Origin of the sequence: Wolbachia endosymbiont (group A) of Gymnosoma rotundatum (genome assembly GCF_947250765.1) — a bacterium.
Taxonomy (GTDB): domain Bacteria; phylum Pseudomonadota; class Alphaproteobacteria; order Rickettsiales; family Anaplasmataceae; genus Wolbachia; species Wolbachia pipientis.
The window spans coordinates 385,592-400,921 of record NZ_OX366347.1 but is presented as its reverse complement, the minus strand read 5'-3'; the positions used below and the strand labels follow the sequence as shown (position 1 = coordinate 400,921).

11 protein-coding genes and 1 tRNA gene are annotated in these 15,330 nt (G+C 34.4%); 3 read left to right on the top strand and 9 right to left on the bottom strand.

The genetic code is table 11. The features are described 5' to 3' along the window. Nucleotides 1-90: 90 nt before the first annotated feature. The 7 genes from OOK97_RS02010 to OOK97_RS01980 all read right to left on the bottom strand — a co-directional run bounded on the left by OOK97_RS02010 (nucleotide 91) and on the right by OOK97_RS01980 (nucleotide 7,341). Complete coding sequence (locus OOK97_RS02010; RefSeq protein ID WP_264705511.1) at nucleotides 91-2,118, bottom strand: type IV secretory system conjugative DNA transfer family protein; 2,028 nt, start codon at nucleotides 2,116-2,118, stop codon at nucleotides 91-93. A gap of 30 nt (nucleotides 2,119-2,148) precedes the next feature. Continuing rightward, nucleotides 2,149-3,141, bottom strand: a complete 993-nt coding sequence (virB11, locus tag OOK97_RS02005) for a P-type DNA transfer ATPase VirB11 (protein ID WP_264705510.1) — start codon at nucleotides 3,139-3,141, stop codon at nucleotides 2,149-2,151. A gap of 1 nt (nucleotide 3,142) precedes the next feature. Then, nucleotides 3,143-4,585: a TrbI/VirB10 family protein gene (locus tag OOK97_RS02000; protein ID WP_264705509.1), complete on the bottom strand. Its 1,443-nt coding sequence runs from the start codon at nucleotides 4,583-4,585 to the stop codon at nucleotides 3,143-3,145. A gap of 16 nt (nucleotides 4,586-4,601) precedes the next feature. Beyond that, entirely contained in the window at nucleotides 4,602-5,402 is an 801-nt protein-coding gene (virB9, locus tag OOK97_RS01995; protein ID WP_174525402.1) for a P-type conjugative transfer protein VirB9, read from the bottom strand. Continuing rightward, nucleotides 5,389-6,069 (bottom strand): VirB8 family type IV secretion system protein, encoded by a 681-nt coding sequence (locus OOK97_RS01990; protein ID WP_151807683.1) that lies wholly within the window; start codon nucleotides 6,067-6,069, stop codon nucleotides 5,389-5,391. The genes virB9 and OOK97_RS01990 overlap by 14 nt, the downstream gene beginning before the upstream one ends. A gap of 72 nt (nucleotides 6,070-6,141) precedes the next feature. Continuing rightward, complete coding sequence (locus tag OOK97_RS01985; RefSeq protein WP_065094641.1) at nucleotides 6,142-7,224, bottom strand: GTP cyclohydrolase II; 1,083 nt, start codon at nucleotides 7,222-7,224, stop codon at nucleotides 6,142-6,144. 29 nt (nucleotides 7,225-7,253) lie between these two features. Beyond that, nucleotides 7,254-7,341, bottom strand: a tRNA-Leu gene (locus OOK97_RS01980). A 190-nt stretch (nucleotides 7,342-7,531) separates the two neighbouring features. Between OOK97_RS01980 and OOK97_RS01975 the strand changes: the two genes are divergently transcribed. After that, on the top strand, nucleotides 7,532-8,797 hold the full coding sequence (locus OOK97_RS01975; RefSeq protein WP_264705508.1) for a metallophosphoesterase family protein: 1,266 nt from the start codon (nucleotides 7,532-7,534) through the stop codon (nucleotides 8,795-8,797). A gap of 27 nt (nucleotides 8,798-8,824) precedes the next feature. Here OOK97_RS01975 and dnaA read toward each other — a convergent pair whose 3' ends face one another. Continuing rightward, a complete protein-coding gene (dnaA, locus tag OOK97_RS01970; RefSeq protein WP_010962298.1) occupies nucleotides 8,825-10,207 on the bottom strand; it encodes a chromosomal replication initiator protein DnaA in 1,383 nt (460 codons plus the stop codon). Nucleotides 10,208-10,533: 326 nt separating this feature from the next. Here dnaA and OOK97_RS01965 point away from each other — a divergent pair, with 326 nt between their 5' ends. Continuing rightward, nucleotides 10,534-11,271: a type I glutamate--ammonia ligase gene (locus OOK97_RS01965; protein ID WP_264705507.1), complete on the top strand. Its 738-nt coding sequence runs from the start codon at nucleotides 10,534-10,536 to the stop codon at nucleotides 11,269-11,271. A 3-nt stretch (nucleotides 11,272-11,274) separates the two neighbouring features. Here OOK97_RS01965 and OOK97_RS01960 read toward each other — a convergent pair whose 3' ends face one another. Beyond that, nucleotides 11,275-12,036 carry a hypothetical protein gene (locus OOK97_RS01960; RefSeq protein WP_264705506.1) on the bottom strand — a complete coding sequence of 254 codons (762 nt, stop codon included), beginning with the start codon at nucleotides 12,034-12,036 and terminating at the stop codon, nucleotides 11,275-11,277. Nucleotides 12,037-12,211: 175 nt separating this feature from the next. Between OOK97_RS01960 and OOK97_RS01955 the strand changes: the two genes are divergently transcribed. Continuing rightward, nucleotides 12,212-15,277 carry an efflux RND transporter permease subunit gene (locus OOK97_RS01955; RefSeq protein ID WP_264705505.1) on the top strand — a complete coding sequence of 1,022 codons (3,066 nt, stop codon included), beginning with the start codon at nucleotides 12,212-12,214 and terminating at the stop codon, nucleotides 15,275-15,277. The last annotated feature ends 53 nt before the right edge of the window (nucleotides 15,278-15,330 follow it).

The window sequence follows — 15,330 nt, the reverse complement described above, 5'->3', positions numbered from 1 at the left end:
ATCTAATACTAATTAATTAAAAATGGCTTAATATGAAAAACCTAATTATTTGCATAACTTGCACTTTCCTAAGCTAAAAAATAGGCGAAGTCAACCTTTATCTTCGGCTTTATCATCATTTTTTAATTTATCGTCAATATCCTCATCTTCAAATTCATCCTCCTCTTCTTCGTCATCAAACCCATCATCGCTCCTATCCTCATCTTCCTCGTCATCATCTTCAAACTTATCGTCAATATCTTCATCATCAATATCTTCGTCTGCAAATTCATCTGATTCATCATATACTGCATCTTCTGTTTTAGTCTCAGCAGGATAATCAACTGAATTAGGCCCCTCAAGAGCATTATTCCCCTCGTTATTAACCTTATCTTTGCTTGCAGCGGCAGAAAGAACTTTATTTGGGTCATATGGTTCTTGTGTAGGCACACGAGTTTGCTTGAGCAGCCTTCTTGTGAAGGTGCTATCACTGTAGTACAAAATTTTCTTTGATTTAATTGGGTAAGTCGACTCTATTAAAATTATCTGATCGTCACGTGGCAACATAATAACTTCTTGAGGCAATAGCAATGCTCTCTGTATTTCAGAGATATGTAATGACCTTGAAGCAGGATTTAAATCTAAAAATTTAGGCTTATTCAACGATTCTTGTTGTACAGTTTTATTTCCTATAAGTTGCGATATTAAATTAGCTGTTTCAATATTATTGGCTGCAAAAGTTATTCTGTAAGTCGAGTTTGACAAAAAGGAGTTCATTCCTGCTTCTTCGTATATTCCTTTGAGCTGCTCAGTATCTTGAACAATTAAGAATAATCTAACTCGATAACCACGAAAATATGCAATACCTGTTTGAAATTGCTCCATTTTTCCAAGTGTAGGAAACTCATCCATTAAAAACAATACGCCATAAGGCTCGTCATCTGATGGCAATTTTCTACATAAAAACTCAGTTGCCTGTTGGTAAAAAACCTGCATTAAAGGCCTGAGCCTAGTCAAGTTGTCAGGAGTTAAACCAACATAAACTGTAGTTTTCTTCTTTTTAAAATCCAAAATATTAAAATCACTTGACGCAGTTGCAGTATCAATCAATGGGTTTGCCCACAATTCAAGCGATGAGTTCATGGTTGATACAACACCCGACCTTTCTTTATCAGCTTTTTGTAAAAAAGCTGCAATGTTCATATATGCTACAGGGTGTAGTATTTTACCCATTGTATCAAGAGCAACAGCAAGATTATAGACTACATCATCACTACGCATCGTACGCACAACTTCACCAAAAGATTTAACTTTCTCTGGTGCAGCAAGTAAGTATAATACCACTCCAACAAATAAGCTTCTTGCTTCATTTTGCCAAAAGTCTTGTTCAGGCATGATTAGGTTAGCTATTTTCTGCACATCGTCAACCATCTGCCCAGGTTTTTCACTAATCCATTGTAATGGATTGTAACAGTGACTTATTCCATCTGGCTGCGCTGGATTCCATACGTATACTTTTTGTCCTTGTCGTTCTCGCCAACCACTTGTTATTTCATAGTTTTCTAATTTTATGTCGTGTACAATTACCGAGTCAGTCCAAAATAATAAATTAGGAATTACAAAACCAACACCTTTACCAGAACCTGTAGGTGCAAACAATAATGCATGCTGAAACCCATCAGCAATAAAGTAGCCTCTTTTATCTTTACCAAGCAGTAATCCCTTTTTGCTTCTTAATCCTGCTTTTCGTATGTCTTTCTCTGATGCCCACTGCGAGTCTCCATGAAGTGATTCTTTCTTTTTAAATGGTCGCCACTCAATTATCCTTTCTCTTAAATTCCACAAAATAACCATTAAAACAATGATAGGCAGTGCAGAAGATATAATTAATGTGATTTTGAGCTCAAGGCTATATAACTCTGGATGATGCCAACAATATTGTATATGATCAAAAATCGTTGGCCAAAGAGCTTGAGGGAAAGGCGTCAAACTAGGATTAATTGCCTTAAAATCCACAGCATCCGGACCGTCAACTAATAGAAAGAACAATATACCAGATAGATAGAAGCAAAACTCAAGTACGCTAAAAGCTACTACACCTCCTATGAGAATATTACGTAGGTGATTTCCATTACTCATAAACTACTCTTCCTTAACTTATGTATAAATTTAAGCATTTTTGCTCGCAGATCTAGTAAATAATATCTCAGAAATGCTTCTTTTTCCCCCACTGGTTCTTTTCAGTTGAATGACAATATCAATCACATTTCTAATGTATGGTATAATTTGGTCTGGAGGAATGCCAAGGTTTGCTTGCATAACCATCAGTTTTATTTGCTCAAGGGCCATCGTTGGACTATCCGCATGAAGGGTTGATATTGATCCAGGGTGACCAGTATTTATCGCCCTAAGAAAACTAAAAGCTTCTGCTCCACGGAGCTCACCAACTATTATTCTGTCTGGCCTTAACCGTAAGCACGCTTCTATCAAATCTTGAGTGGTTACTTTTGCTCTGCCCTGCCCTCCTTTAGAGGCAATTAGATGGACTTTATTGGGATGATCATTCAAAACGATTTCCCTTGCATCCTCAACAGTAATAATTCTTTCCTCAGCTGGAATAGCACGCAAAGTAGCATTAGTAAAAGTAGTCTTACCAGTGGAAGTTCCACCACTAATTATAATATTTTTCTTACTTATTACAGCGTATTCTAAAAACTCTTTTATTTTTTTTTGCCTTAACAGTAAATCCAAATGACGGTCAACTGGATTATCGGTCACTTCTATAACAGTTTCAGAAAAAGCCCCCATTTTTTCATAATCATCTAGCGCTAATTGCATGCTAGAAGGCTTACGAATCGACATGACTACTTTATCAGGCTCACATGCTGGCGGAAATACTATCTGTATACGATAACCATTTGGTAATGTTGCCGAAAGTAAAGGTGCTTCTTCGCTAAGTTTTTGTTCTGTAGCTTGAGCAATCAGTCTGCCAAGAGATTTCAAATGGTTAAGATCGAATATTTCTAATTTTTCACACCTTATTTCACCACGATTTTCAATCCATACTTCCTTTGGCTTATTTATTGATATTTCATTTACACCTTCTTCTTGAAATATGCCTTGTAATGGCTCCAAATATGTATCAAGTGCAGCATAGTTCATTTCATTGATTTAATATTGCCTGTGGAGGAAATACTATATCTTGGTTAACAAATACTTTCAATGCAGTGCCTTGATCGACATAAATAGTTGGTTTTTTATCTGTATATCTGCCCACTATATCTCGCATGTCTTTAGAAAAATCCTCGATTGATTTCCCGATTGCTTCATCATAAACAGACTTGCTTTTTCTTTGAATTTGTTCTAACAGTTGATTTACAATTTCCAGGCTTATATTTACCTCGTCTTCTTCAATTCCTAGTGCTTTTGCTATTTCCTCTTTCATTATTTTTAGTAAATCTTGTCTGCTTTTGGCACTCCGAATTCTTCCGATAGCCCCAAGGCCTAATTTCCATTTGTCACTAGATATCTTCTTTTCTGGGTCAATAATGAGTTGGAGAGAAGAAAAATCTATTTCGGTTGCAGTGATAGACTTTACTGCATCTCTGATAGTTAGCGTATCAACAAGATTAGAAGCCTTTTGCCCTATAACAGCAGAACCAATCGAAACACCAGCAAGTGTCACTGAAGAGAATAACGCACTTACTATTTTGTTATCAACTATTCCTGCTATTCCTGCTCTACCAAGCTCGTCAGTACTAAGTGATGAGATTGCAATATCTATTCCATGTGGCAGAATCACTCTATTCCAGTTTATATTTACACGAGATTTAGCAACATTCGAGTCAAATGAATAACTGCCTATCAATCTTGAGCCTTTAGGTATTAAAACTGTATCACCAGTTTCTGCATAAACATCTCTACTCACCATAGCACGCAGCATTCCTTGCAGATCAGAGTTTATTGCAGTTTCAAGAACAGCATCAATAATTTTACCTTGAGTAATCATTAAACCAAGCTTTCCTACCCTGGTAGCTTTGCTCGATTGTGCTGAAGTGTCGGATAAAATAGCATCAGCAGCCTTGTTCTCTCCACTACCACCTGAAATTGTTAACATTTGTGCACTACGTCTGTCTCTAGGATAACCGCCACCCCCTATTGTAGGAAATGAGGTAGGTAAATTGCCCATAACATTACTAGAAGGAAAATTTTGCTTTGGCAAAATAGGTATATTTGACGCAGAAGTTTCTTTTGGTTTCTCTTCTTCTTTTTTAATTTGTTTTATTTCTGGTACGATTTGTGGTGTAGGAAGAGGAGGTAAGGGTGGTAAGGAATCGGTTATTATTCTTTCAGGAACCATTACATTATCTGGAACTTGTTCCAACTTTCCTTTCAACTCTTGAACGTTTTGCTTTGTTTCCTCTTTTTTAATAACTTCTGAACCCTCTTTATGAGAAGGACTAAAATAGAGATAATACACTCCACCAACCAGAAGTACTAAAATAATGACCATCAATGCCCTATGACCTTGATTAGAGCCAACTGTTACTACCTTATTCTCTATTTCTGATTCATCTTCTGAATTGTTACGCCTTTCTTTATTCATATTGCATGTACCACAGCTAAAGTGACCTATTTATAATTTCAACTTCACCATCTTCATAACGCATAAATAGCTTTTTATGTACTCCTTTTATTATAACATAATCATCAAATAACAGCCTTTTACAAGGTTTATCCTCCCCTTCTACAAAAACCTGAGGTATTTTATTATTATTTCTAAATTTTAAATAGGTTAAATAACCATCATCAAATAACTCGATCGGAACTATATCCGCATTACCACCTTCATCAATATATGTATAATTGTACTTCGTATCATTTTCTTGTATTATTTTTTCTAGCTTGTCTGTAGTATATTGCATTTGAGTAGGTAAAGAAACCTCATCTAAATCAACATCAAATTCACCTTCTTCTTGAGGATAATAAAAACGTACTACGTAAGATATATCCTTTTCAGCAGAATAATCGTGATCCACTTTCTTAGCATCAGTATCCGGGTATTTATCGTAGTTTGGCCTTGAGATTAAATCAAAAATGTAATTTCTTTTTTTAGTTGTCGTAATAATCATGTTAGTGCGACTACTAACTTCAAATGGCATGATAAGCAATTTATTGTCATAAGGATTAATTTTCCAACTTGATGCATCACCAACAGCGATATTTTTAACTTTTTCTCCTTCCGCAAATTCAATATAAGAATAGTAACCCTGACTAAAAACCACCGTAAATACTTCATTAGGGCTATACACAAAAGTCTTTATTCTACTATCTACAGAAATAGGCTCATTATAATTAATGGATGCGTTTAAATTGCCACTGACAAGTAAAGCTAAAACTAATAATATCCTATACATATTCATCATCTACTCTATATGAAATAACTTGAAATCCTAATGGGTTAATATATCTTTGCTGATCATCCATTTCAAGCGATGCATATCTATATGACATAATAACTATCTTATTTTTTCTCGTAGAACTTCCATCTTTCCGTGTAAATTCCACAAAAAATCTCACCTGAAGAGCATCGTTACCCAACTTTTGAATTGAGCGAATTTTAAATTCACTTTTGGTATCTGAATATAAATTAAAAAGATCATCCATATTCTGCGATCCTACATAATTTCTAAATTCATTATACACATTAGGTGAGGAAAACAACCTCACCTTTGTATAATAGTTATAATTATAATGATATGGATCAAAAACCTCCCTTGCTTTTATATACTCTGAAATAAAATAATCGTTTAGCGCTTCATCTGCAGAATACTGTTTTACTGTGACAGGATCAACCAATTGCACTATTCCTGATTTCTTGTCAATTTCTATAACAAATGGCTCAATAGTGCTACTTGTGCTAATTTTAAATATGACTAATATGCTGATAGAGATCGTTGCTAATAATATTAATGCAAATAAAAGTAGAATATTCCTTTGAGCAATAACTGTGCTGTAGCGGTTTGAATTCCAATTTATATCCTTATCTAAGGATTCAGTATTTTTTTCTCGCTTAAAAAATCTTAGCATTTTAGTATTCCTAAAAATCTTAACTTATGTTAATAAACATAGCAAATTAACAAAGTAGTTACAGCAAAAAAGCTAAAAAACTCTTAATCTATGGCCTAATTTACCAAACTTTGTCTCCATATATGAATCGTTATATTTATTACGTTCCACAATAAGTGGTAGACACTTTGTAACTCCTATACCACTACTTTCCAATTCTGACAATTTCCTATCATTGTTTGTAAGTAATTGGATTTTGTTAATGTTCAATTTCTTAAGCATTTTAGCTGCAACAGCAAAACTCCTTTCATCATCTTCAAAACCCAATGTTCTATTTGCATCAACAGTATCAAGATTATGTCCTCTTTGCATACTGTACGCTCTTAACTTATTAGTTAAACCAATGCCCCTTCCATCTTGCATCAAATACAATATAATACCACTTCCAGAGTCAGCTATCATTTGAATTGCTTGATGTAACTGACTTCTGCAATCGCATGACAAGCTATCTAACAAGTCACCCGTATAACACGAAGAATGAATTCTTACTAATGGTTCGCCATCTTTATCTGGATTGCCAATGATAATTGCATGATGTTCTCTTCCACCACTTTCGGTTCTATAAGATATGATATTTACTTCTTGAGTCTGTTTTAAAAATAATGATGTTTTGCACACTTCATATACATCCTGATTTTCTTGAAAATTATTTATGAATGACGTGTCCAGTGCAATAACGTCATTTTTCTCGCACCAATTTCGCATTTCATGATTATTCTCAAAAGTCATATCAGCCACTAACGCGTATGGCAATAATTCTGAGAACTTAAGCAAGGCAATAGCACATTCATCTATTGTCTTTGAGCATTGCAACTCTTTTATGCAATCTTCCTTTGAACAGTTTATTAAATGGAGCAGTTCATCAAAATTATTCACCAACAGACGTTTGCTGTTATGTTCTTTATTCTGAGATATGTATTTTACCTTACTTGAAGTTAAAGTAACATATACATTGCTTGATATAAGCTTGTATTGATTAAATAAATCTCTTTCTAAAGCCTCAGCAGCAGCAAACAATAGGTAATTACTTTCATCATATATTACAATTGGCCGACCGCGCCTGATTTCGCTGATAGCTCTTTCTACCTTATTGCTACTCTGATTTCCTATAAACATTTTTACCCATATTAAACAGCGATAAAAACTGGTGCGGCCGAGAAGACTTGAACTTCCAAGGCCTTATGAGCCACAGCGACCTCAACGCTGCGTGTCTACCAATTCCACCACGGCCGCACTATATTCTAGTTTTTATATAATTATTTTAAATTACTTAATCATTTTAGAATTTTTCATCTAGAGTGTCAATCTGATACTAGAATAATTTAGAAATTGTTTGTATAATTTGATTATGAATTTTGTGATTATAAATTTTAATCATTTAAGATAACCTTACTACTAATTTTTAACTTAGGTTTTTATACAAATGAATATAGCTAATATCTTTATTTTTTTAGCTCTCTCTCTTATAACTAGCTTTCATTTCGTCCATGCACAAATATTATACACATGGTCTCAAGTTATCCCAGAAAATAAACTAAGCATACGCGCAATTACGGACAATGACATGTGTCCCATTGTTTATGTTGATGGCAAGGAAACAGAAATGCTGAATCGCAGCTCAATTAACAATGGTGATCATAACGAAACAGTTTGTGAACTGACAGTACAAACAAGTGCCAAAGACGTTAGTATTGAGGATCTACGGGTTCCTATATTACCAAAAAAGGTTAATAAAATTGCTTTCATTGGTGACACGGGCTGTAGAATAAATATGTTATTTCAGCAGGAATGTAATTCGGTAGATAGCTGGCCTTTAAAAAAAAATTTAGACTCAATTGCCCTTCATAAACCAGATTTAATTATCCATGTTGGTGATTATCATTATAGGCAAACAAGATGTAGAAATACAAAAAAGTGTGGCGATATTTATGGATATAATAAAGAAGCTTGGTACGCTGATTGGTTTGAGCCTGCAAAGGATATTTTATCACAATCCCCTTTCCTTTTTGTTCGTGGAAACCATGAGAGTTGTGATAGAGCTTATGAAGGATGGTTCAGGTATTTAGATTCATACCCCTTTTCGTCTGAAAAATGTGGAAACTTCGTTTCTAGTTGGTCCTTAGATGCTGGACCGATGAAATTTTTTATCTTCGACTCTTCATCCGGTGAGGATATTTTTACAACCCAAAGCACAATTGATGCTTTTGAAAGGCAATTTGATAAATTGATACAAGATAAGCCCACGTGGTTTTTAACTCATAAACCACTTTGGAGATCTCCAAAAAAAGAATTTTTGACATTAAAAAGCCATGGCAATCTTACACAAATTGAAGCTTTTGGGGATAGATTTCTAAGCAATGTTACTACCATAGTTTCCGGCCATATTCATATAGCCCAGATTTTATTAATGGATAATGTTCCAGACCAGATTATAGTTGGAAATGGCGGTTCATTACTACACGCTCAAGATCAAGAACCTGTTTATCAAAATGTAGAATTTGACTATTCAAATGGTAGAAACTACTTAGCACACGAAGTTAGAAACTTTTTCGGCTTTGGCTTTGCAATACTAAACTTAGATGATCACAAATTTACCTTCTATAACCAAGATAATAAGGAAATGTATTCTGCGAAGCTAACAGAAGATTTTAAACTTAAACGGATTAAAACTATAGTCGATTCATTTTAGGATTTGTTATTAGCTATTTTAAAAACGCTACTTAAACATTTTTTTTAATCGATTGATTTCATCAGCAAATTTTGAGTCGGTCTTTATAAAATTTTCTACTTGTTTTACTGCATGTATAACAGTAGCATGGTCTCTGCCACCAAAGTTTCTCCCAATATCTGGTAGGCTTTTTTGCGTAAATTTTTTGGCAAAATACATAGCTATTTGTCTTGGCCTTGCAAGACTGCGAAGCCTTCTATTGGATTGCATATCTGCAACCTTTATATTGAAAAATTCAGCTACTTTCTTTTGTATTTCTTCTATTGTGACTGACCTATGATTTGACCTAAGAAGATCGATTAGGGTTTCACTAGCTGATTCTACCGTCATACTTCTTCCAATTAATGAGGTATGGGTAACCTTATTTAATGCTCCTTCTAATTCTCTTATATTAGATTTTATGTTCCTTGCTAAAAACTCTAGGACATCTTTCGGAACATACATATTCATCTGCTCCACTTTTGCCTGCAATATACCAAGCCTCAATTCAAAAGTTGTTTCATTAATATCTGCCACCAACCCCCAACCGAGTCGTGATTTTATTCTTTCTTCCACTCCATCAAGATCACTAGGAGACCTATCAGCTGATATAACCAATTGTTTATTTTGGTCTATCAATGCATTGAAAGTGTGAAAAAATTCTTCTTGTGTACTATCTTTACCACTGATAAATTGCACATCATCTACCATCAATACATCTACTGATCTAAATTGCTCTTTAAATAACATAATATCTTTGCTTCGCAGCGCTGTAATATATTGGTACATGAATTTCTCTGCTGATAAATACACCACTTTTCTTTTTGCTGATGGGGAATTGACTATGTGCCAAGCTATAGCATGCATTAGATGTGTTTTACCAAGTCCCACTCCACCATATAGAAACAAAGGATTGCTGCCTAATATTGGATCTATAGATTCTGCCACACGCTTTGCCGCCGTAAATGCTAATTCATTTGGCTTTCCCACTACAAAATTATCAAAGGTGAACCTTGGATCCAGCGGCGAACCAAGATTATGATTACTTTCCTCTCTGTTTTTTAGTATAACATTAAAATTTGAATTCCTCTCCTCAATTACTTGAATATCAATAGAACGTATACTTTTATCTTCGCTTTGCCATAATGATAATATTTTTTTCATGTAATGAACTGTAATCCACTCTTTTATAAACCTTGTTGACACGGATAAAAGAACTTCCCCATTTCTGCTACTGACAAATTTTAGTGAACTCAACCAGCTATTATATGTTGCTTCTCCATAAAGATTATAAAGACAATTTTGGATTTTTTCCCAAGTAACATTGTGATCCGTTACTGTAATAATCTGATCAAAAAACATAGTAGAAACCTTAGGGCTAGTTAAGTTCATATACCACACCAAGAAAAAAGCAATAATTAGAAAAATACAAGATAATCAATAGCTTACTGCAAAATGAAAAGCTAATACTACTTAATACATACTAAAAATTATGGTGATTTTTTGATGGGTTGTAAAGGGTATAAAAACATTAAAATTGATCATTTTTATTTCAAAAAAATGAAAAATTTGTAAATGTCGCTTGTATCGAGGATTAGAAGCATGCTATTAAAAACAGTAATACATTATGTATAAATAAGATGTTAAATTTACTGGCAAATAAGTAAAGTATTCATATAAACATAGCTAACCTAATATAGATTTACTGAAGCAAATTTATGATTATATTAAGTAATTTGAGTTGTTATGCTGTATTCGGTATTGAACTAGAGTTTTACATTGAAGGAATAGAAAAAGAATACTTATTTCTGAATAGCATCAAAAATAAAATAGCATCTCTTGAATTTTCTTGCGAGAAGGAGAATTCTACACATCAGTATGAGATAAAAAGTGGTTGTTACACGAACTTCGACAATTTAATTAAGCATTTTGAGTTAGCAAAACAATTACTTACTGAAACAGCACAAAAACTAGGTGGAAACGTTTCTTTTAAAGCAAAGCCCTATTTGGATAGAGCAGGCAGTGCATTAAATGTGCATGTTAATCTCGTGAATTCAAATAACGATAACTTATTTTATATCAATGAGCAAAAGTATAGTGATTATTTGATTCATAGTATTGGTGGATTATGCACAATGATGAAAAAACATATGTTGTTTTTTGCTCCAAATGATGATTCATATTTAAGATTTCAGTACCCGGATATCCACACTCCAACTACGATTAGTTGGGGAGTAAATAACAGAACTGCTGCGATCAGAATTCCCTATTTTGGCAACGATTTCAAAAGATGCCGCCTGGAGCACCGCGTTCCCGGAGCAGACTGTAATCTTGAAAAAGTACTTACAGCAATAATTGAAGGTATAGTTTTTGGTATAGAGAACAAAATTGCTCCGCCAAATAGAGTGTATGGCATTGCATCTGATTCTCAATATAAGATGGAGAGTTTGATATAGCAACTACCCCTCAAACCCTAACCCGTTAAACGGCCGTTGAATAATTGGCTGTTTTAGCACTTTCGTCACATTATCATTTACATTCCCGTACTGTAATAGCAAGTCTGCAGCAGATAGTTTTTGCGTACTTTTAGACTTAGGCCCTATATTGGGAAGGTTGCTTGGTGGCTGCTCAGGAAGTGGATTACCAGATACATCCATGTGTTCAGGAAGAGATTTCATCTGATTCTTTATAGAGCTAGAGCTATTTTGTGTAAGAGTTTTATCATCTGGCATGCCAAGAATAATTTTCTCAGGCACTACCATAGTTTTTGTATAATCAACAGGATTACTATTTTCAGCATCTATAGTCACATGAATTGGTTCGCCAAACGCATTTATAGGGCCACCAAGTGATCCTTTCTCCATGCGTTCTTGTGCTCTTTTCCTTATTATTTCTTCTTCTAACTCAGTTTCAGTTCTTTCTGGTTCTTTTGCGGATATTTCTGTATCTTTTTCTTCACCTTCATCAACACTGCTATACCCTTCATCTTCTGAAACTTTATCTCCTGAAACACCAGTAATTTCAGCAGGCTGTTCTTTTTTAGTTCTTATTTTATGAATCAATGAAAGTAATGTGTAAGTAACTACAGCAGCAGCAACGATAATGGCTATCTTTGCAGCAATGTGAATTGCTGTTAAAAATATTAAAGCTGATAAAGCTCCAGCTAACCCAGATGTAATAACTTTATTCTTGCCTTTTGTTACATTTAAAATTGCCACCATAATAACCTCTCAAATACTGTTCTAGAATTATTATACAGGAATTTTCTTATACTTGCAATTTTGCGAAAATTTTAATTATTTGCATAAAGTTTTAAAGCTACACAAGGATTAATTAATATGCAATGTATCTCGACTATAATATTGTACAAACACACATATTCAGCTAACATTCAACATGCAGAGCTTACTCATAGAGCGAAACAGGGCGGTGGTATTATTACTTATAGTAATTTTTATCTTCGGTTCATACGTTTATGTAAAAATGCCAAGGGAAAGCAATCCTGATATACAGATTCCTATAATCAGCGTGTTTGTTGGACTTCCTGGGATTTCTGCTCAAGATAGTGAAAAGCTATTAGTGCTTCCTATAGAAAATGAACTAAGATCCATCGAAGGTGTAAGAGAATTGAGAGCTTTTGCAACTAATGATGGTGCTCACATGATACTCGAATTTGGAACAGAGTATGATAATAAAGAAGTGCTCGATAATGTCCGTTCAAAGCTTTCAAACATAAAATCGAAGTTACCTGTTGAAGCGGAATCTCCAATAATAAATGAAATAAACTTGAGTCTATTTCCCATATTAAATGTTGGCTTAATTGGTAATCTGCCAGAAAGAGCCTTAACTGAAATAGCACGCAAGTTAAAGAAAGAAATAGAATCTCTGCCAAATGTTCTCAAAGTTGAAGTGGCAGGTATTCGTAAAGAAACAGTGGAAGTTATAATTGAGCCCACAGTTCTAACAAAATATAACATTCAATCAAACGAAATATTCCAAGCTATATCAAGCAATAATAGACTAGTGGGAGCTGGGTCACTGGCCGGTAAATATTCGATTAAAATATCAGGGTTATTAAAAGATATAGAAGATATTATGAATATTCCTATTAGATCTCAAGGCGATGCAGTTTTGAGAATCAAAGATATAGCAAAAGTATACCCTAGGTTTGAGAATCACCAAGGATTTGCTCGCATTAATGGATTACCTAGTGTCATGCTAGAAATTTCAAAACGTAACGGAAAAAACATAATAGACACAGTAAATCAAGTAAAATACTTAATGGATAAGGCAAAAGATCAATTACCTGAAAATTTAAAAGTGGTGTACTTAAACGACCAGTCAAAAAACGTCCGCGATGTGCTTGATGACTTGGAAAACGGCATAATATTTGCTGTGTTGTTAATATTGATCATAATGATGCTTTCTATGGGAACAAGGATTGCTATTCTTGTGGCACTCTCGATACCCGGTTCCTTTCTCATTGGGATAATAGCTCTTTACTTTATGGGTATAACCTTAAATATCGTTGTGCTCTTCAGTTTAATTATGGCTGTTGGCATGCTGGTTGATGATGCAATTGTGATCAGCGAATATGCCGATAGAAAGATGATCTGCGGAATGGATAAAGTAGAAGCTTTTTACACTTCAGTTCGTGATATGTTTTATCCGGTTCTATCATCAACGTTAACTAAATTAGCAGTGTTTTTTCCTCTATTATTCTGGCCTGATACTGTTGGTAAATTCATGCAGTACATACCAATTACAATAATTCTAACTTTGACTGGATCGCTCATTATGGCTTTGGTTTTTATACCAACACTTGGTGCAATATTTGGTAAGCCTTCGATAACTTCAAAAAAAGAAATAAAAAAAATGAGTGCTATAGAAAGTGGTGAAATAAAAAATGCTGGGCCTATAATAAGAGCTTACGTACGCATGCTAGAGAAGGTTTTGGATCATCCTAAAAAATTCGTATGTGCTACTGTATTCGTTTTGTTTTCATTTAGTGTGCTGTACTTTACTTTTGGTCCTGGAGTAAAGTTTTTTCCGAAAGTGGATTCAGATAATATTTTAATCAGTGTTAAAGCAAAAGAAAGCTTATCAGCCAAAGAACGAGATCTGATACTCAAAGAAGTGGAAGAACGCATTTTGAGCATTGAAAAAGAAATTCATGTTTCTTATGCTAGATCAGGAGCATTTTCAGACAACGTTATCGCCAGAATACAACTAGAACTTATGGATTGGCGCTTCAGGCGCAAAGCTAAGCACATACTAAATGATATAAGGAGCAGTGTGCAAGACATGAAAGGAATAATAATTAATGTTCAAGAGGAAAAGCCAGGACCGTCGGCTGACAAGCCAATACAAATTAACCTCAGCGGGAGTGTATCCAGTTTGAATTTAGCAGCAGAGAAAATTCTAGAAATTATGAACCAACCTTCATCCGGGTTTATAAATATTCAAGATAGCAGATCAGCACCTGAAATAGAGTGGAATATGAGTGTTGATAAGAGTAAGGCTACAAGCTCTGAAGTAAGTGTTGCAACCATTGGCGATTTTATAAAGATGGTTACAAATGGAGTGTTGATTGGAAAATATAGACCAAATAACACGGATGAAGAAATCGATATTGTACTCCGTTTCCCTGGAAAGGATCGCAACATGAAGACTATAGACAATCTTTTTATCAATACAGTTAATGGCCCGTATCCTATGAGCAATATAGTAAAATATGCTCCCGAAAAAAAGGTAAACAAACTAAACAGGATTGATGGATTACGCATAGTGACAATCTCTGCTGACGTTGATACTGGCTATCTTGTTGATGAAAGAGTAAAGTTCATTCAGAATTCTATTGCCCAGGATTGGGACAAGGGAGTAAAAATTGATTTTAAAGGCGACAAAGAAGATCAACAAAAATCAGGAGCATTTTTGTTAAAGGCTTTTATATTAGCGATTACACTAATGATATTGGTATTAGTGACACAGTTTAATAATGTATACCATACATTTATCGTAATGACAGCAGTGTTTTTATCCACAACATGTGTGTTTTTTGTTTTCTTTCTTATCCAACAAGTTTTCGTAGTTGTTATGTGTGGAGTGGGGATAATTGCTTTGGCGGGAATTATAGTGAATAATAACATACTATTACTTGATGCCTTTCATCACCAAATTAAGGTACACAAAAATGACATCAAGCGATGTGTAATAAACGCTGCAATTTCTCGCGTTAGGCCAATATTGCTTACCGTTGCAACCACAGTTCTTGGTTTAATACCGATGATTACCAGGTTAAATATCAATTTTTTTACGCTACAAATCACATATGATGCTCCATCAAGCCAGTGGTGGGTTGACATTTCAACAACCATAGCAAGTGGAATATTGGTTGCAACGGTTTTAACTTTATTCTTTACTCCTGCGTTGCTTGTTATACAAAGACATGAAAAAACTTGACTTAAATTAGCAATCATTTAACATTTAAGATAGTGTTCTTTGCCCGTTGGAGC